At 72.7% G+C, this 17,305-nt stretch carries 16 protein-coding genes, 1 pseudogene and 1 riboswitch; of the genes and pseudogenes, 11 read left to right on the top strand and 6 right to left on the bottom strand.

The window, feature by feature from the left end; genetic code table 11:
- Window positions 1–29 precede the first annotated feature (29 nt).
- A riboswitch (cobalamin riboswitch) is annotated at window positions 30–111 on the bottom strand.
- Between the two features lie 134 nt (window positions 112–245).
- Genes B4K29_RS00300 through cobJ form a run of 3 tightly spaced genes read left to right on the top strand, consistent with a single transcriptional unit; the run spans window position 246 to window position 3,747 of the window.
- Window positions 246–1,562 carry a nitrite/sulfite reductase gene (locus B4K29_RS00300; RefSeq protein WP_029209956.1) on the top strand — a complete coding sequence of 439 codons (1,317 nt, stop codon included), beginning with the start codon at window positions 246–248 and terminating at the stop codon, window positions 1,560–1,562.
- On the top strand, window positions 1,559–2,188 hold the full coding sequence (locus B4K29_RS00295; protein ID WP_029209955.1) for a precorrin-8X methylmutase: 630 nt from the start codon (window positions 1,559–1,561) through the stop codon (window positions 2,186–2,188). Before B4K29_RS00300 ends, B4K29_RS00295 begins: the two co-directional genes overlap by 4 nt.
- Entirely contained in the window at window positions 2,188–3,747 is a 1,560-nt protein-coding gene (gene cobJ / locus B4K29_RS00290; protein WP_286966152.1) for a precorrin-3B C(17)-methyltransferase, read from the top strand. The genes B4K29_RS00295 and cobJ overlap by 1 nt, the downstream gene beginning before the upstream one ends.
- A gap of 124 nt (window positions 3,748–3,871) precedes the next feature.
- Here cobJ and B4K29_RS00285 read toward each other — a convergent pair whose 3' ends face one another.
- Window positions 3,872–4,171 carry a hypothetical protein gene (locus tag B4K29_RS00285; RefSeq protein WP_019286999.1) on the bottom strand — a complete coding sequence of 100 codons (300 nt, stop codon included), beginning with the start codon at window positions 4,169–4,171 and terminating at the stop codon, window positions 3,872–3,874.
- Window positions 4,172–4,450: 279 nt separating this feature from the next.
- Here B4K29_RS00285 and B4K29_RS00280 point away from each other — a divergent pair, with 279 nt between their 5' ends.
- The 4 genes from B4K29_RS00280 (at window position 4,451) to B4K29_RS00265 (ending at window position 8,174) form a co-directional block, all read left to right on the top strand.
- Window positions 4,451–5,797, top strand: a complete 1,347-nt coding sequence (locus tag B4K29_RS00280; RefSeq protein ID WP_019286998.1) for a DUF222 domain-containing protein — start codon at window positions 4,451–4,453, stop codon at window positions 5,795–5,797.
- An 87-nt stretch (window positions 5,798–5,884) separates the two neighbouring features.
- Window positions 5,885–6,424 carry a DinB family protein gene (locus B4K29_RS00275; protein WP_286960547.1) on the top strand — a complete coding sequence of 180 codons (540 nt, stop codon included), beginning with the start codon at window positions 5,885–5,887 and terminating at the stop codon, window positions 6,422–6,424.
- A gap of 125 nt (window positions 6,425–6,549) precedes the next feature.
- Complete coding sequence (locus B4K29_RS00270; RefSeq protein ID WP_084412277.1) at window positions 6,550–7,203, top strand: class I SAM-dependent methyltransferase; 654 nt, start codon at window positions 6,550–6,552, stop codon at window positions 7,201–7,203.
- A 50-nt stretch (window positions 7,204–7,253) separates the two neighbouring features.
- Window positions 7,254–8,174: an NADPH:quinone reductase gene (locus tag B4K29_RS00265; protein WP_239263290.1), complete on the top strand. Its 921-nt coding sequence runs from the start codon at window positions 7,254–7,256 to the stop codon at window positions 8,172–8,174.
- A gap of 27 nt (window positions 8,175–8,201) precedes the next feature.
- Here the strand turns inward: B4K29_RS00265 and B4K29_RS00260 are convergent.
- Together B4K29_RS00260 and B4K29_RS00255 are read right to left on the bottom strand one after the other, a co-directional pair.
- Window positions 8,202–9,488: pseudogene (locus tag B4K29_RS00260) on the bottom strand (lysine--tRNA ligase).
- A gap of 35 nt (window positions 9,489–9,523) precedes the next feature.
- Window positions 9,524–11,545, bottom strand: coding sequence for a phosphatidylglycerol lysyltransferase domain-containing protein (locus B4K29_RS00255; RefSeq protein ID WP_240483906.1), 2,022 nt, complete (start codon window positions 11,543–11,545; stop codon window positions 9,524–9,526).
- A 223-nt stretch (window positions 11,546–11,768) separates the two neighbouring features.
- Here B4K29_RS00255 and B4K29_RS00250 point away from each other — a divergent pair, with 223 nt between their 5' ends.
- The 3 genes from B4K29_RS00250 to B4K29_RS00240 all read left to right on the top strand — a co-directional run bounded on the left by B4K29_RS00250 (window position 11,769) and on the right by B4K29_RS00240 (window position 14,177).
- Window positions 11,769–12,077, top strand: a complete 309-nt coding sequence (locus tag B4K29_RS00250; protein ID WP_286960543.1) for a hypothetical protein — start codon at window positions 11,769–11,771, stop codon at window positions 12,075–12,077.
- A 133-nt stretch (window positions 12,078–12,210) separates the two neighbouring features.
- A complete protein-coding gene (locus tag B4K29_RS00245; protein ID WP_286966150.1) occupies window positions 12,211–12,858 on the top strand; it encodes a hypothetical protein in 648 nt (215 codons plus the stop codon).
- On the top strand, window positions 12,855–14,177 hold the full coding sequence (locus B4K29_RS00240; RefSeq protein ID WP_286966149.1) for an LssY C-terminal domain-containing protein: 1,323 nt from the start codon (window positions 12,855–12,857) through the stop codon (window positions 14,175–14,177). Before B4K29_RS00245 ends, B4K29_RS00240 begins: the two co-directional genes overlap by 4 nt.
- A gap of 87 nt (window positions 14,178–14,264) precedes the next feature.
- Here B4K29_RS00240 and B4K29_RS00235 read toward each other — a convergent pair whose 3' ends face one another.
- From B4K29_RS00235 to B4K29_RS00225, 3 genes are all read right to left on the bottom strand, one after another.
- Window positions 14,265–14,747, bottom strand: a complete 483-nt coding sequence (locus B4K29_RS00235; RefSeq protein WP_286966148.1) for a hypothetical protein — start codon at window positions 14,745–14,747, stop codon at window positions 14,265–14,267.
- 171 nt (window positions 14,748–14,918) lie between these two features.
- Window positions 14,919–15,410 (bottom strand): hypothetical protein, encoded by a 492-nt coding sequence (locus B4K29_RS00230; protein WP_019286989.1) that lies wholly within the window; start codon window positions 15,408–15,410, stop codon window positions 14,919–14,921.
- Complete coding sequence (locus tag B4K29_RS00225) at window positions 15,407–16,165, bottom strand: cobalt-precorrin-6A reductase (protein ID WP_286966147.1); 759 nt, start codon at window positions 16,163–16,165, stop codon at window positions 15,407–15,409. The genes B4K29_RS00230 and B4K29_RS00225 overlap by 4 nt, the downstream gene beginning before the upstream one ends.
- A 25-nt stretch (window positions 16,166–16,190) precedes the next feature.
- Between B4K29_RS00225 and B4K29_RS00220 the strand changes: the two genes are divergently transcribed.
- On the top strand, window positions 16,191–17,303 hold the full coding sequence (locus tag B4K29_RS00220) for a cobalt-precorrin-5B (C(1))-methyltransferase (protein WP_029209944.1): 1,113 nt from the start codon (window positions 16,191–16,193) through the stop codon (window positions 17,301–17,303).
- Window positions 17,304–17,305 lie beyond the last annotated feature (2 nt).

Genomic DNA, 17,305 nt, shown 5'->3' with positions numbered 1-17,305 from the left:
TCCTCGCCCGTGGGTGGCGGAGACGGCGGGAGTTCCTGGCTCACGGACCGCGGGGAGCACCCGGGTCCGCACACAGTGGCGGGACCGCGCCGGAGTCGCACCGGCTTCCTCCGCTGATGCCGTCAGCGGTGTGGCCGAGACGGTCGTCCCGGCTGGTCCGGAGCCTAGCAGCCCGTATGACGACGCCCGGGGCCCCGCCACCCCGCTCACGGGGCGTGGCTCCCCGGTCACTATGCTCGACGACCATGGTGACCACAGGCTCTGCCGTCCCACCCGTCCTCGAGCGTCACTCCGTGCCGGACAAGTGCCCCGGGGCGCTGCGGATGTTCGAGGCGTCGGACGGAAAGATCGCGCGCGTCCGCCTCGCCGGATCACCCATGACGGTCGAGCAGGCCCGCCTGGTCGGCGAGCTTGCTGACGAGCTCGGCGACGGGCACGTGCTCTTCACCACCCGCGCCAACGTTCAGATGCGCGGTCTCGACGAGGCGCAGGCAGGCGAGTTCCCCTCTCGCGTCGAGCCGGCCGGGCTCCTGCCCTCTCGCACCCACGAGCGGACCCGCAACATCGTCGTCAGCCCGATGACCGGCATCGACGGTCGGGCCGACGTCATCCCGGTCGCCCGCGCGCTCGACCAGGCCATCTGTGCCGCACCGGAGCTCGTCGGCCTGGCCGGTCGCTTCCTCGTCGGTCTGGACGACGGCACCGGGGACGTCGCCTCGCTGCCGCTCGACCTCACGGCCCAGGTCCACCACGACCAGCTCGTCCTCGCCCTGGGCTCGGGCCGCGACGAGAACACCTATGCCGTGGGCCCGCTCGCCGACCCGGCCACCGTGGCAGCCACGCTCGCCGACGTCTGCCGCACCTGGCTGGCGGTGCGCGCTGACCACGGCGAGGAGGTCTGGAACGTCGACGACCTCGGCGCCGACGCTCGCGACGACCTGCACGACCGGGTCGGCGGCACGCTGGGGCACGCGGACCACGCGGTGCGGCGTGCCTCGCAGCAGCCGCGGCTCGCAGGTGCCGTCCCTGACGGCGACGGCGGGGTCGCGGTGCTCGCCAAGGCTCCGATGGCCGCGATCTCCACCGCTGGGTGGCGGGCCGCCTGCGACGTGGCCGAGCACGGCGACGGGCAGCTGCGCGTGACGCCGTGGCACGCGATCGTCATACGAGGTGTGCCTGGTCACGAGGCTCCGTCCCTGCTCGCGGCGCTGGCCGGGACCGGGTGGGCCACCGACCCGACCAACCCCTGGCTGGACGTGCACGCGTGCACCGGCCTACCGCTGTGCGCCCGGTCGCACGCCGACGTGCAGGCCCGCGCTCGCGACCTCGTCGACTCCCTCGGCACCCAGCCGCTGGACGGCCTGCCCGTGATGTGGTCCGGCTGCGCCCGTCAGTGCGGCCACCCCTCCACGCCGCACCACGCGGTCGTCGCGTCCGAGGCCGACGCCTACGAGCTCTTCCTCCACGACGGCTCCCACGCGCCCCAGGACGGACCCAGTCGTGAGAAGGTCTCCTCCGGCCAGGCCATCGCCCTACTGACGACCGCGGGGAGCATCGCGTGACGCACGACTACATCAAGGACGGCGCCGAGATCTATCGCCAGTCCTTCGCCACGATCCGGCGCGAGGCGCGGCTCGACCAGCTGCCCGAGGACGTCGCCTACGTCGCGGTGCGCATGATCCACGCGAGCGGGCAGGTCGACCTGGTGGACGACATCGCCTACTCCCCCAGCGTGATCCAGCGCGCTCGCACCGCGCTGCAGGCCGGCGCGCCGATCCTGTGCGACGCCCAGATGGTGGCGTCCGGGGTGACGCGCACGAGGCTGCCTGCCGACAACGAGGTGCTCTGCCTCCTGAACGACCCGCGGGTCCCGGGGCTCGCCGCCGATCTCGGCACGACGCGCTCGGCCGCCGCGCTCGAGCTGTGGGGCGACCGCCTCGACGGTGCCGTCGTCGCGATCGGCAACGCTCCTACGGCGCTCTTCCACCTGCTGGACCTGGTGGAGCACAGCGCGATTCGCCCCGCCGCGGTCGTCGGCATCCCGGTCGGCTTCATCGGGGCGGCGGAGTCCAAGGAGGCCCTGGCCACCAACACCCTGGGCCTGGACTACCTCGTCGTGCACGGTCGTCGCGGCGGCTCGGCCATCACCTGCGGGGCGCTCAACGCCATCGCGTCCGAGGTCGAGTGATGCCGGCCGACCTCCCATCCGCCCGTGACACCAGCACCGCCAGCCCCGCCAGCCCCGCCGGTCGGCTGATCGGCGTCGGCCTGGGGCCCGGCGACCCGGAGCTGTTGACGCTCAAGGCGGTTCGCGCGATCGAGAGCGCCGACGTCGTCGTCTACCACTCCGCCCGGCACGGCCGGTCGACGGCTCGGCAGATCGCCGACCCCTACCTGCGCGAGGGCGTCGTCGAGGAGCAGCTCGTCTACCCCGTCACGACGGAGGACTGCGACGACTACGACGCCCAGCTGGCCGCCTTCTACGAGCAGTGCCGCGTCCGCCTCGCGTCCCACCTGGACGCCGGGCGGACCGTCGCCGTGCTGTCCCTCGGCGACCCCCTCACCTACAGCTCCTACCAGCACCTGCACCAGCGGCTGGCTGCGGCATACGACACCACCGTCATCCCCGGCGTCACCTCGATCACCGCAGCGGCCGCGGCCGCGGGCGTGCCGCTCGTCGAGGACACCGAGCTGCTGACCGTCATCCCCGGCACGCTCGCGGACGACTCTCTCGCAGCGGCGATCTCGTTGACCGACGCGGCTGTCGTGATGAAGCTCGGCCGCACCTTCGGCCGCGTCCGTGACGCCCTGGAGCGGGCGGGTCGGCTCGACGACGCGATCTACGTCGAGCGCGCGACGATGACCGGCGAGCGGGCCCTGCCCGCGCGGGACGTGAACCCCGCCGAGGTGCCCTACTTCTCGGTGGTCGTGCTGCCGAGCCGTATGCCGAGAACACCCGCCCCCGTGGCCCCCATCGGCGCCCCGGTGCCGCTCGGATCGGTCACCGTCGTCGGCACGGGGCCGGCCGGCGCCGAGTGGCTCACCCCCGAGGCACGCGGAGTCCTGGCCGCCGCAACGGATCTCGTTGGCTACACGACCTACGTCAAGCGAGTTCCCGTGCGGCCGTGGCAGATCCGTCACGAGTCGGACAACAAGGTCGAGTCGGAGCGCGCCGCCTTCGCCCTGGACCTGGCTCGGCGCGGACGGCACGTCGCCGTCGTGTCCTCCGGAGACCCCGGCGTCTTCGCGATGGCGACCGCGGTGCTCGAGGTGGCCTGCGACGAGCCGTATCTCGACGTCCCGGTGCGTGTCTGCGCGGGGATGACGGCGGCCCACGCCGCAGCCGCGCGGGCGGGTGCACCGCTGGGCCACGACTACGCCACCATCTCGCTGTCGGACCGCCTCAAGCCGTGGTCGGTCATCTCGTCGCGCATACGTGCCGCGCTGTCGGCGGACCTCGTCGTCGCGATCTACAACCCCGCGTCCCGGTCGCGGCGCGAGCAGGTCGTGCAGCTCAAGTCCCTCGCCCTCTCGCTGCGCTCCCCCGACACCCCCGTGGTCGTCGCGCGCGACGTCGGAGGACCCACCGAGCGGGTGCGCGTCCTGAGGCTCGAGGACCTGCCCACCGACGAGATCGACATGCGGACCCTGCTGCTCGTGGGCTCGTCGCAGACGCGGATGGTCACGCGTCGGCCCGGCGGCGAGGCGCAGGTCGTGGCCTGGACGCCACGCCGCTACCCGGACTGAGCACGCAGTCAGCCCTACCTCCGGGGCGTGGTGCCCAAGAACGCCATGCGCGCCCTGGCCCGGCCGAGGCGGCCGAGGCGGCCAAGGCGGCCGGGGCGGGTCACGGAACCGGTCGGGCGGCCCGTCATACCGGATCGGTGAACTCGACGGGTGTGCCGGTGGCCTCGGCATAGGCGATCTCCCTGCGCGTGGACTCCCCCACGTAGCCGCCGGGGTTGACGACCAGCACCCGGTCAGCCAGGTCGATCTTGCGCAGGTGCAGGGCGTCCAGGGCGGCCTTCTGCTCGTCCGTGACCACCTCGTCGGCCTCTCCGGGCGCGACGACGATGACGCCGGCGAAGGTCAGGTCGCGGTTGGCCGCGCGCATCTCGGTCACGAAGCGGGTGGAGCCGCAGATGCAGACGATCTCAGGTCGGTCAGGCACGGCGTGGTCCTTGGGTCGGGCGGAGCAGACGGCTCGGACGAGCGACTCTACGCGGCGAGGTAGACAGCACGGTCGCGCGCTGGCGGTCGACACGAGCCGCCCGTCGTCGTGGGTGGTGAGGTCTACACCCCCGGGGGGGAGGGGGGGTCTGTCAGTGGTGGCCTCTAGGGTGAGAAGCACCTGAAGACGTCGCCTCACCCGTGCTGCTGCACGCGTCCCTCACGTCTCACGTGGATCCCGTCCGCCGGGCGGGATCCGTCGATCGACGAGGAGGCGACCATGAGTCCTGAGCTCACGGCCGACGCGGTGCCCATCGGGGGCGCTGCCACGGCCGAGCTGGCACCGGAGGTGCACGACGCGTTCCGCGGCTCGTCCTGGGGCGAGCACCCCGTGCCGGGCACGCTGCCGGACATCCTGCACCTGATCCGCCGGATCGAGGGCGGCGACGACCCTGCCGACGCGGTCGATCAGCTCACCCTGCTGGAGCGGATCCGTCACGCGGCCGGAGCGGCCCAGCTGAGGGTCATGCTCGGGCTCGAGGCGACCCGCCGCGCGGAGCAGGGCACGCCCGAGGACCGGACGCCCGCCGGTCTCGCGGCCGAGGTCGGGCTCGCCACGCGTGCCTCGGCCGGATCCGCGTCACGACGCCTCGGCATCGCCCGCAGCCTCCGCCACCACCTGCCGCGGTGCGGGCTGCTGCACGCGGCCGGCCTGATCGACGAGGGCACGGCCGCTCAGGTGGTGACCGCCTTGGCGCCGCTGAGCCGCGCCGACCGCCTGCGTGCTGACCGGGAGCTGGCGGCCGAGCTGCCTGGACTCACCTGGGCCCAGGCGGGCAAGCGCGCTCGCGCGATCGCCTACGCCCTGGACCCGCAGGCCGCCATGCGGGCAGCGGCCAAGGCCGCCGCCGATCGCTACGTCTCCACCCGCCCCGCCCCGGACTGCATGGTGCAGCTCACCGCCCTACTCCCGGTCAAGGAGGGGGTCGCCGTGCACGCCGCGTTGATCCGGGCGGCTGACGCGCCGCGCGGCGCCGAGGACCAGCGCACGCGGGCCCAAGTCATGGCCGACACCCTCGTCGAGCTGGTGACCGGGCGGTCCACCGACACGATCGACGTCGAGGTGGGCCTGATCATGACCGATCGCACCCTCCTCGACGGCGATGACGACGCCGCCACCGTCCCGGGCTACGGGCCCATCCCCGGTCCACTGGCCCGAGCCCTGGTCCTCGGCGGCCAGACGAGTGAGGGCGAGCAGGCACAGGGCTGTCACGCCGCCAGCGTGTGGCTGCGCCGGCTCTACGCGGATCCCGAGACGGGCGAGCTGGCCTCCATCGACGCGAAGCGTCGGACCTTCACGGGGGTCGTGCGGCGGCTGGTCGTGTGGCGGGACGGGACCTGTCGGGTCCCCTACTGCGACGCGCCCATCCGCCACATCGACCATGCCGAGCCGTACGCCGAGGGCGGTCCAACCAGCGCCGACAACGCAGTCGGCATGTGCGAGGCGCACAACTACGCGATGGAGGCCCCCGGGTTCGCCCGGCACCTCGACCCGGACGGGGCGCTCACCGTGATCACGCCGACGGGCGGACGGCACACCTCCCCACCACGCCGTGCAACCGGTTGAGCGCATCGGCCAAGATCGAGATCGTCGGTCATGATCCCCGACCCAGGTTGTTGGCGCCCGCGTCGTCCGCACGACTACGGTGCGGGCATGCCTGACACCGCCGTCGTTCCCGAGCGCGCCGATCACCGCAGCGACCCTCCGATGCTGGCGGGCGATCGTGCCGGCCTGGACTCCTGGCTCGAGCTCTATCGTGAGACGGTGCTGCTCAAGGTCGCCGGTCTCGACACCGAGCAGCTGGCCCGGCGCTCGGTCCCACCGTCGACCCTCAGCCTGATCGGCGTCATCCGGCACCTGACCGAGGTCGAGGCCTACTGGCTGCGCAAGGTGCTGCTGGACGAGCCAGGGTTCGAGGACCGCTACACCCGGCCCGGGCAGCCTGATGCCGTGTTCGACGGAGCCTCGACCGCGACGGCTGCGGCGGACGTCGCGGCATACGAGCAGGAGCTGGCGATCACCCGCGCCAACGCCGAGGCTTGGTCCGACCTGGACGCCCCGGTCCGCGGTCTCCGGCATGGCAAGCAGGTCAACCTCCGGTGGATCCTGACCCACCTGATCGAGGAGTACGCCCGCCACCTGGGTCACATGGACCTGCTGCGGGAGGCCGTCGACGGTCGGACGGGCTACTGAGCGGGCGCCCGAACGTGGAGGCCGTTGACACGAAGCACGCGCGGAGCGGCCGTTGACACGAAGCGCCCGCGGAGACCTCTGACCGGAAGACGGGACCCCGCGGGAGGGCAGGGCACAATGGCGCCATGAGCGAGCACGAGGAGCACCACCACCATCCAGCGCCGATGGCGCAGACCGCGGAGGACTGGGACGAGCGCTACTCGGGAGAGCAGGTCTGGAGCGGCAACCCCAACGAGGCGCTCGTCGTCGAGAGCAAGGACCTTGCGCCTGGCCGGGTGCTGGACGTGGGGTGCGGGGAGGGCGCGGACGCGGTGTGGCTCGCGCACCAGGGCTGGGAGGTCACGGCGCTGGACATCTCGTCCCGGGCCGTCGAGCGCACCCTCGCAGCCGGACGACAGGCCGGCATGACGATCACCGGGGTCGCCGCGCCCCTGCTCGAGGCCGATCTGGAGCAGGGGTCCTTTGACTTGGTCAGCGCCATGTATCCCGCCCTGATGAAGGTGCCCACCCACGACGCGGAGCAGCGCCTCGCGGAGCTGGTCGCCCCGGGCGGGACCCTCCTCGTGGTGCACCACGGTGACATCGACCGTGAGCTCTCGCTCTCCCACGGCTTCGACCCGGACGAGTACGTCGCCCCGGCGGACGTCGCCGCCGCGCTGGGCGAGGAGTGGGAGGTCGTCGTGCACGAGCAGCGGGATCGCGACGTCGCCCTCGGCGCAGGGTCCCACCACAAGAGCGACATCGTGCTGCGCGCGACACGGCGGGCTCAGGTCGGCTGATGCGGGCGGCGTGGTACGACCGTCCTGGTCCGGCTGCGGAGGTGCTCGTCGTGGGCGAGCTGCGCGACCCCGAGCCCGGGCCGGGCGAGGTGCGCGTGCGGGTCCGCCTGTCCGGGGTCAACCCGGGCGACACCAAGAAGCGACTCGCCTGGACGGGAGCGGCCATGCCGTGTCCCCGTGTCATCCCGCACAGCGACGGATCCGGGGTGGTCGATGCGGTCGGGCCCGGGGTGGACCCGGCCCGGGTCGGACGACGGGTCTGGGTCCACGGCGCCCAGAGCTATCGAGCGAACGGCACGGCCGCGACCTATGTCGTCCTGCCGCAGCACCTGGCCGTGGATCTGCCGGACGAGGTGAGCGACGAGCTCGGCGCCTGCCTGGGCATTCCCGGCATCACGGCCCACCGCAGCGTCTACGGCGACGGACCGGTGGCGGGGCAGGTGGTGCTCGTCCACGGCGTGCTCGGCGCGGTCTCGCGCATCGCCGCGCAGCTGGCGCGTCGAGGGGGCGCCACGGTGATCGGCAGCGTGCGGCGTTCCGCGGACCTGAACGCCGCGCTCGATGTCGTGGACCACGCCGTCGCCCTGGACGACGACCCCGCGTCGGCGATCCGTGCGATCGCACCCGAGGGCGTCGATTGCGTCGTCGAGGTGGCGTTCTCCGCCAACGTCGCGCTGGACGCCGAGGTGCTGCGGCAGGGCGGCGTGGTCGCGGCCTACGGCACCGTCGAGGCGGAACCGCGAATCCCCTTCTGGCCCATGCTGTTCGACAACCTCACGATCCGCCTGCTGGGCAGCGACGACTTCCCGCCCGAGGCCAGGGCCGACGCCGTCCGAGAGCTCACGGCTGCCGCCGCGGCGGGCGCCCTCACCATCCCCGTCGCCCGCCCACTCCCCCTGGAGCGGATCGCCGCGGCTCACGACCTGGTCGATGCCGGGAGCCGCGAGCGGATCCTGGTCGACCTCGGCTGAGCGCCGGAGCCCGCCCCCGCACCTGGGTCAGCCGCGCTCGGACGGCTTGGTGAACGGGAACGCCAGGGTGGCTCGGATGTTCGCGCCCGTCAGCATCATGACGAGCCGGTCCACTCCGATGCCGAGACCGCCGGTCGGCGGCATGGCGTACTCCAGCGCGGTGAGGAAGCCTTCGTCGATCTCCATCGCCTCCGGGTCGCCGGCGGCGGCCTTGTAGGACTGCTCGGTGAGCCGCTGGCGCTGGTCGACCGGATCGACCAGCTCGCTGTAGGCCGTGCCGATCTCGGCTCCGAACGCCACGAGGTCCCACCGCTCGGAGAGGCGGGGGTCGGTGCGGTGCGTCCGGGTGAGCGGCGACGTCTCGAGCGGGAAGTCCGTGTAGAAGGTCGGGAAGGTCGTCTGGCCCTCGACGAGCTCGTCGTACAGCTCCAGCACGACCTCGCCCGAGGTCATGGCCGGCGTGTAGTGCACGCCGTGCCGGTCGGCGACGGCCCGGGCCTCCTCCACCGTGGAGGCCGAGGTCAGGTTGACCCCGGCCGCCCGCGACACGGCCTCGTGCACGCTGATGACGGGCCACTCGCCGTCGAGGCGGATCCGCTCCACGGTGCCGTCGGCGCCGGGACGCACCGCGACCGGCTCGCCGTGGGTGGCGGTGGCGACCTCGATGATCAGCTCGCGCGTGAGCTCGCGCATCGTGTTGTAGTCACCGTGGGCGGCATACGCCTCGACCGACGTGAACTCGGGGTTGTGGGTGGCGTCGGCGCCCTCGTTGCGGAAGTTGCGGTTGAGCTCGAAGATCCGGTCCATGCCGCCGACGCACAGGTGCTTGAGGAACAGCTCGGGGGCGATGCGCAGGTAGAGCTAGGCGTTGTAGGCATTGACGTGCGTGCGGAAGGGGCGCGCGCTGGCGCCGCCGTGGACGGCCTGCAGCATCGGTGTCTCCACCTCCATGTAGCCGCGCTGAGCGAAGCCGTGGCGGATGGCCGCCACGGCGCGCGAGCGGGCCGGGAGCATGGCGGAGGACTCGGCGTTGACGATGAGGTCGAGATAGCGCTGCCGGGCACGGGCCTCGGGGTTGGTGAACCCGGTGCGGGCGTCCGGGATGGGGCGCAGGCACTTGGAGGCCATGACCCACGACGACACGAGGATCGAGGCCTCGCCGTTGCGGCTGCGGCCGGGGCGCCCGGTGAGCGAGACGTGGTCCCCGATGTCGACCGTGCGCCGCCACAGCGGCACGTCCGGCCCGTTGTCGGCGTCCCGCTCGAGGACGCCCTGGATCCGGGCCCCGTGCTCCTCAAGGATGCAGAACAGCACACCACCGAGGTCTCGTATGGCGCGCACCCGGCCCGTCACGGAGACCACGCCGGGAGAGCCCGCGGCATCCACGAGGGTGAGGGCGTCGGCGACGCTGCACGTCCGGGGCACCCGACGGGATAGGGCTCCATCCCGGCCTCGCGCAGCGTGGTCAGCTTGTCGAGCCGGACCTGCTGCTGCTCGCCGATGCGCCGCGTGGGACGGGGCGGGGTGAGCAGGTCGCGGTCCTGGTCGAGGATCAGGTCCGCGAGCGGTCGGGGCTCTCCCCCGTCGACGACGGTGAGGTCCTCGCCGGTCCGGTCGGGGGTGACGACGCGGCCGGGCAGGAAGCCCTCGGCGGCACCGGCTGCCAGGCCGATCTGCGGCAGGACCCCCACGGTCTCGAAGCACACGAAGCGCGGCTCCCAGCGCGGGAGGTACTTCGCGTTCGCCTCGTAGAGGGACTCGAGCTGCCAGAACCGGCTGGCGACCATGAGGATGCGGTCGGCGATCCGCACGCCGATGCCTGCCCCGACCTTGTCGGCGCCGGAGAACACCGACCGGAACATCGCGAAGTTCAGCGAGACGTGCCGGACCCCGAGGTCCGGTGCGGCCTCGACGAGAGCGGCGACCATGGCCTCGTTGACGCCGTTGGGTGCGGCCGGCGACCGGCGCATGAGGTCGAGGGAGAGCCCGCGGGTCCCCCACGGCACGAAGGACTGCACGGCGCAGATCGCCCCGTCCTTGGCACGCACGATGACGGCCACGCAGCGGCCGTCGGCCCGGTCGCCGAGGCGGTTGAGCGCCATCGAGAAGCCACGGTCGGGCTCGTCCCCGCGCCACTGCTCCGCGAGGCGGACGATCTCGTCGAGGGTGCTGGCGGGCAGGTCCGCGTGCCGCTCGACCGTGATGTCGCAGTCGGCGGCGCGCACGCGGGCCACGGCCCGCTTGACCGGCCGCATGGCCCGCCCCTCGAGGGTGAACCGGTCGACGTCGACGACGGCCTCGTCGCCCAGGTTGCGGGCGCGCAGACCGGCAGCGACGTATGCCGTGGCCCCGTGCTCGGACGCCGACAGGACGCCGGGGTGCCAGGCGTGCAGCCGCGCGTGCTCGAGCCAGGCGTTGATCGCCTTGGGCCAGTCCTCGCTCGGCCCGATGGGGTCGCCGGAGGCCAGGCACACGGGGCCGACCACGCGATAGGCGATGGCGGCGGACCCGTCGGGTGCGAAGACGAGGGACTTGTCACGCCGCGTCGCGAAGTACGCCAGGGAGTCCTGCTCGCCGTTGCTGGCCAGCAGCGCGCGCAGGCGCAGCTCCTCCGCAGCGGTCATCAGCTCCGCGCGCCGCGCGGAGTGGATGAAGCGCCAGATCGCGAGCAGCAGGACACCCGCTGCGAGGACGCCGGCCAGGGTGCCCAGCCACGGGGACGCCTCGTGAGCGCCGGCCTGGGGCCCGAACGGCAGCGACAGGCCCAGCGTGCGCTGGAGGGACCACCACAGCCGCTCACCGGGCCCCGCGAGCGTCCCGGACGCCAGCCAGGACAAGCCGAACGTCAGCGCCAGCACCGCGAGCAGGCCACCGACCAGGGTGAGCAGCGCCTCGCGGAGCGACCCCGCAGGACGCTGCGCGGGGAAGGCGGCACGGCGACGAAGGAAGAGAATGAAGATCACGGTGGTGGCGATCGTGCTGATGACATACCCGCTCAACCCAACGGTGGGCGGGATGTCGCCCCACAGCTCGGCGTCGTTCATCAGCTCGTCGAAGTCGGAGAACACGAACGCCAGCCCGGACAGGAAGGTCAGCGCCGCCAGCCCCTGGAACAGCACGACGATCCACCAGGCCACCCGCAGCCGCCGGTGCAGCGCCTCGCCGACGATGAGCAGCAGCGCCGCGACGAACAGGTTGGGCGACGTGGGGACGGCGATCAGCGAGAACGCCTCGTCCACCCACATCGGCCAGCTGAATCCCTGCAGGAGGATCGAGAGCGCCGACCAGACGGCTCCCCAGGTCACCACGTCCCCGGCGATCTTGGGCAGCCGGCTCGTCGTCCCCAAGCCCCCCCGATTACTCTGCGTCATGTGGGACACCTTAGGAGGCGTAGCGATCATTCGGGTGCATCTCCGTCGCGCGTGGGGGTGATCATCGGCACCGGCGGGCGGCTCGCGTCGATCTGACGCCAGGCTGCCCGGACGGCTCCACGTCGTACGACGCCCCAGCTCCGCCCGTGGTTGGGGACGACCCCGGCTCGCCATACGCGATGGTGGGTCGGAACACTGCAGGTCATGCGCCACAATGTGGCCCATGGGGGATGACCAGCGCAGGTATGCCGCGTCGACCGGTGCCACGTCGAGCGAACGGCTCGAGGTGCTGCGCCGCGAGCTGCGACGACGCGGTCTGCCGCTCGTCCTGGAGAGCGGGGCCCGCCGACGCGGCCTGCTCGCCCGCTGCGCGCCCGCCCTGCTCTGCCTACTCGTCGTCACCGTGTCGATCGGCTATCTCGACACCCTGTTCGTCGGCGTGGGCGACGAGGACCTGTCCGCGGAGGATCCCCGCGCGATCGCGGGCAGCGTCGCCCTGATGTTCGCCGTCGCCAGCCCTCTGGTCTGGTGAATCTCGTCCCTGGTGCTGCGCCGGCTGCCGCGCGTGGTCGGCACGGCGGTGTCCCTGGCCGCCATCGTCGCCCTCGCCACCCAGCACCTGCTGCCGGCGCTGCGCCTGGCGGGAGCTCGACTCCCTCGGCCCCATGATCAGCCGGGTCATCCCGCTGCTGATGCTGACGATGCTGTTCTTCTTCTACAACGCCGAGATCTGGCAGGTGGCGGCGCAGCTGACCATGCAGCGCACCTGGGCCGCCGTCGCCGTGATCGCCCTGCTGAGCATCTCGCTGGCCGCCGGCAACGCCAACGACGAGCTCGGCCGGATGCTGGAGGACCACGCCAAGGACCCCGAGGCCGAGGCGCACCCCGTCCGCCGCGCCGAGCGGTTCAACGTCCTGCTCGTCAGCGTGCTGGTCACCATGATCCAGGTGACCCTCCTGGCCATCCTGGTCTTCGTGGGCTTCCTCGCCTTCGGTGCGCTGTCGATCACGGAGGGCACCGCCACGCAGTGGATCGGCAAGGCGCCCGCCCAGTTCGAGGGCTTCCTGGCCATCCTCCCCAACACGATCAACCGCCCCATGGTCCAGGTGTGCCTGGTGCTCGCGGGACTCGGCGCCCTCAGCTTCGTCGCCAGCGCGGGGGCCGACCCGGCCTACCGCACGAACTTCGTCGAGCCCGTGCTGCGCGAGATGCGCGAGGGGCTGGACGTCCGCGACGCGTACGTCGCGGCCCGGCACCAGTGCGAGTGCGCCGACCAGCTGGCAGCGGAGCAGCGGGCCGAGCGGCAGCCGTGACCCGCCCGGCCCCCGTCTACGAGCACCCACCGACCAAGGTCAACGACGGCAGCCTCCGGGGCCGGCGCCTCGTCGACCTGATCGAGAACCTCTTCTTCGCGGTCACGACCGGCCTCACCTTCGCCTTCGGCGTCGTGCTGCTGCGCGAGAGCACGACGAGCCTGGTCCACGTGTCCTACCTGGTGCTGTTCTGGGCGGCCATGGCCTACCTGGCGCTCCCCCGCCTGCACCGGATCCTCACCACGATGTACGTCCCCGACTACTTCATCGGGCGGGCCCGCACCACCGATGGGCTCCTCGGAGATCCGGTCAACCTCGCGTTCACCGGCAGCGCCGAGCAGATCCACGCATCCATGCAGCGCGCTGGCTGGGTGCTCGCCGACCCGGTCGACCTCACCTCCAGCGCCCGGATCATCTCGTCCTCGCTGAGCCGGCGCAGCTATCCAGAGGCGCCGGTCAGACCGCTGCTGCTCTTCGGCGAGATCCAGGCCTTCGCCTACCAGCAGGAGGTCGAGGGCAACCCGGCCCAGCGGCACCACGTGCGCTTCTGGCCCTGTCCCGAGGGGTGGCTGCTCCCCGGAGGGCACCAGGTCGACTGGCTCGCCGCCGGCACCTACGACCGCTCGGTCGGCCTGTCGCTGTTCACCCTGCAGGTGACCCACAAGATCGATCGCGACATCGACGTGGAGCGCGACTACATCGTCGACACCGTCGCCTACGCCGTTCCTGAGTCGTCCGTCACCGTGATCGAGGACTTCTCCACCGGCTACCACCACCGCAACGGTGGCGGGGACGTGGTCGCCACCGACGGTGACCTGCCTGACGTGGACGTGTCCGGCGTCGCGAACCTGCCCGAGGAGCTCGTCCCCGAGCCCCTGGACGCGCTCCACGACGTGGGTCGCCGCCCGTTCTCGATCATCGCGGCCGTGGTGCTCGGCGCCATCGCGCTCGGCGTCACCGTGGGGATCACCGTGGTCCGGCTCGCGGCCGGAGACGTGTCGGGGGTGCTGGGCGAGAGCGTCGAGAGCGACTTGCGCACCACGACCACGGTGGCGCTGCTGGCGTACTACGCCCTCATCGTCGCGATGTTCGCCCTGCTGGCGTGGAAGACCTATCTCGGGCGGCGGTGGGCGCGCCTGTGCCTGGTGGTGCTCCTCACCGTCACCCTCATGACCGAGTTCGCCCAGGCCTTCTCGAATCCCAACCAGACGCCCGGCAGCATGCTCAGCCTGTCGGCGGACCTGCTCACGATCTACGCCCTGACGAGCCTGTCCGCCCGCCAGTGGACCAGCCCGCGACGTCACGCCCGCGTCCGATGACGGGCGGTCGGCATACTGGGTCTCCATGGAGCTGAGGACCGACCGGCTGATGCTGCCTCGCCAACCCCGCCAGACCGACGCGTGCGGTCAGCGGTGGCCGATGGCCGCCAGCGCGGGCCCGCGGTCGAGGTAGGCGACCTGCGGCGCGACGCCCGGCACCACCACGAAGGCCGGCCTGCCCGGCTCCAGCGAGGTCAGCCACGCCTGGTGACCCGCGGGCGCGTAGACCTGGTCGGAGGTGATGTCCCACTCCTTGCCCTGTGGATCCACCAGCCGCACCCCGGACAACGGCCGCTGCGGTGCGACTCGGCACTCGATCAGCGCCGACGCCTCGTCGACCACCCGGCGCCGGCTCCGCAGCGCAGGGAGCTGGGAGAGCACGATCCCGGCGTTGCCGAGCGCGAGAACGACCATCGACCAGCCGAGGCCGTCGGACCGGTCCGCGCCCAGGCGGCCCCAGGCCTGCACGCCGAACGACACGGCGAGCAGACACCAGAGGATCACCTGCCACGTCAGCAAGCGGCCCCTGCCTTGCCGACGCAGCGCAGCGAGGGCCTCGTCGTGCGTCATGGGGTCGTCTGCCTCCGGTGGACGTGGTGTGGCACGGTGGTGCTCGACCTGAGCGTATGCCGACCGCGCCGACCGCCACGTGCGTTCTCCACAGGCGCGCCCGCCGTCGCTGCTTGCGCGCCTGACGAGCCCCGACGCCCGCCGCGCCTCTGCCGTGGCAGACGACGCGCGTCAGCGTGCCTCGGCCGGCACCCGCGTCGCCCCCTTCGCGACGTAGGCGACCCGGGTCTCGGCCCCCGGCACGACGAGGTAGCACGGCCGCCCCGCCTCCAGCGGGGTCACCCACACCTGCTGGCCCGTCGTCGCGTGCACCCCGGACCACGGCAGGTCCCACACGTCACCGGACGCGCCGACGAGGCGGTGGTGGGTGGTGTGCACCTCCGGAGCCACCGTCATCGTGTGCAGACCATCGGGTGCGGCCGCCAGCCGACGCCGGCGCAGCCAGTCCCTCACCTCCCGCCAGACGGCCACGGCCAGCAGCAGGACGCAGACGAGCCTCAGCCACCAGCCGACCCCCATCTGCTCGTTGCGCCACCCGTCGGCGGCCAGCAGCCCGACCACGACCGACCCGCACGTGAACAGGGCGAGGGACCAGCGGGAGCGCGCTCCCAGGGCCGAGCGGCGCAGCGCCGCCAGGGCTTCGGCGTACGAGATGGTCGTCACCCCAGCGACGCTAGCGACTCCAGCATCGCCACCGCGGCCTCGGGGTCCTCCACGGTCGGCACGTCGGGCCCCGCGGGGCGGTCGACGAGGACCACGGGCAGGCCGAGCCGGCGGGCCGCCTCGAGCTTGGCGGCGGTCGCCGTGCCTCCGCTGTCCTTGGAGACGATCACGTCGATGGCGTGCTCGCGCAGCAGCTCCAGCTCCCCCTCGACGGTGAAGGGCCCGCGGGCCAGCACGACGTGGGAGTACGCCGGCAGGACCTCTGGCGCGTCCACGGACCGCACGAGGCAGAAGGTGTCGTGCAGGAACGTGAACTCCCCCACCTCCTGGCGCCCGATCGTCAGGAACAGGCGCCGACCCAGGTACGCAGCGATGTGCGCCGCGTCCTCGAGGGTCGGCACCCGGTGCCAGTCGTCGCCGTCCTGCTCCTGCCACCCCGGTCGCCGCAGCGCCACCAGGGGCACGCCGACCTGCGAGCAGGCCTGCGCCGCGTGCTCGCTCATCCGCGCGGCATAGGGGTGGGTGGCGTCGACGACCACGTCGACGCGCTCCGCGCGGAGGTATGCCGCCAGCCCCGCGACTCCCCCGAAGCCCCCCACGCGCACGTCGACGTCAGGGACCCGCGGCGCACTGGTCACCCCCGCGAGGGAGTAGGTGACGGCATACGAGCGGGAGCGCTCGGCGAGGAGCCCGGCGAGGTGACGGGCCTCGCCGGTCCCGCCCAGGAGGAGCGTCCGCGTGGTCACGCGACCCATCGAACCACAGTGCGACAATGCCGTCATGGAGCAGGTGGGGGGCGGTCGCGAGGCCCAGCTGGAGCACACGGGGCTGCGTCCCGGCTGGACCACGGGGGCGTGCGCGACGGCGGCGACCAAGGCGGCCTACGCGGCGCTGCTGACCGGCGACTTCCCCGACCCGGTGACGATCTCGCTGCCCAGGGGGCGCACCCCCGCATTCGCGCTGACGGCCGAGGACCGCGGCGACGGCTGGGCGCAGGCGGCCGTCACCAAGGACGCCGGCGACGACCCCGACGTGACGCACGGCGCGATCATCCGCTCGCGGGTGAGCCACGGGGACCCGGGATCAGGCGTCACCTTCCGCGGCGGACCCGGCGTCGGCCGGGTGACCCTGCCCGGGCTGCCGCTCGCGGTGGGCGAGCCCGCGATCAACCCGGTGCCGCGCACGCTGATGAGGACAGCCCTGCGCGAGGTCGCCGGCGGTGAGGCCGATCCGGACGTGGTGGTCGAGATCAGCGTCGACCAGGGCGTCGAGATGGCCCGCCACACCTGGAACCCCCGCATCGGGATCCTCGACGGGCTGTCGATCCTCGGGACGACGGGCGTGGTCGTGCCCTACTCGTGCGCGGCGTGGATCGACTCGATCCGCCGCGGCATCGATGTGTCCGAGGCGATGGGGCTGGAGCACGTCGCGGGCTGCACCGGGTCGACCTCGGAGCGGGTCGTGACCGAGCTATACGACCTGCCCACGCCGGCGCTGCTGGACATGGGCGACTTCGTGGGGGCTGTGCTGAAGTACCTCCGGCAGCATCCCCGCCCGCGCCTCACCATCTGCGGCGGGTTCGCCAAGCTCTCCAAGCTCGCGAACGGTCATCTCGACCTGCACTCGGGGCGCTCGCAGGTCGACAAGGCCCACCTGGCGTCGCTGGCCGAGGGCGCCGGTGCCCCGGCCGAGCTCGTGGCGCGGCTGCACGAGGTCAACACCGGCCTCGAGGCGCTCACCCTGTGCCAGGAGGCCGGGGTCGCCCTGGGCGACCAGGTCGCGTATGCCGCCCGCCAGGCGGCCCTCGAGGTCCTGGAGGGCGCGCCGGTCCTGGTGGACGTCGTCTGCATCGACCGCGCGGGCACGGTCGTGGGGCGCGTGGACCCGGCCTGACC

It is taken from the genome of Arsenicicoccus sp. UBA6765 (genome assembly GCF_002453335.1).
Classification (GTDB): Bacteria; Actinomycetota; Actinomycetes; order Actinomycetales; family Dermatophilaceae; genus Arsenicicoccus; species Arsenicicoccus bolidensis.
This window is presented reverse-complemented; position numbering and strand designations above follow the sequence as displayed.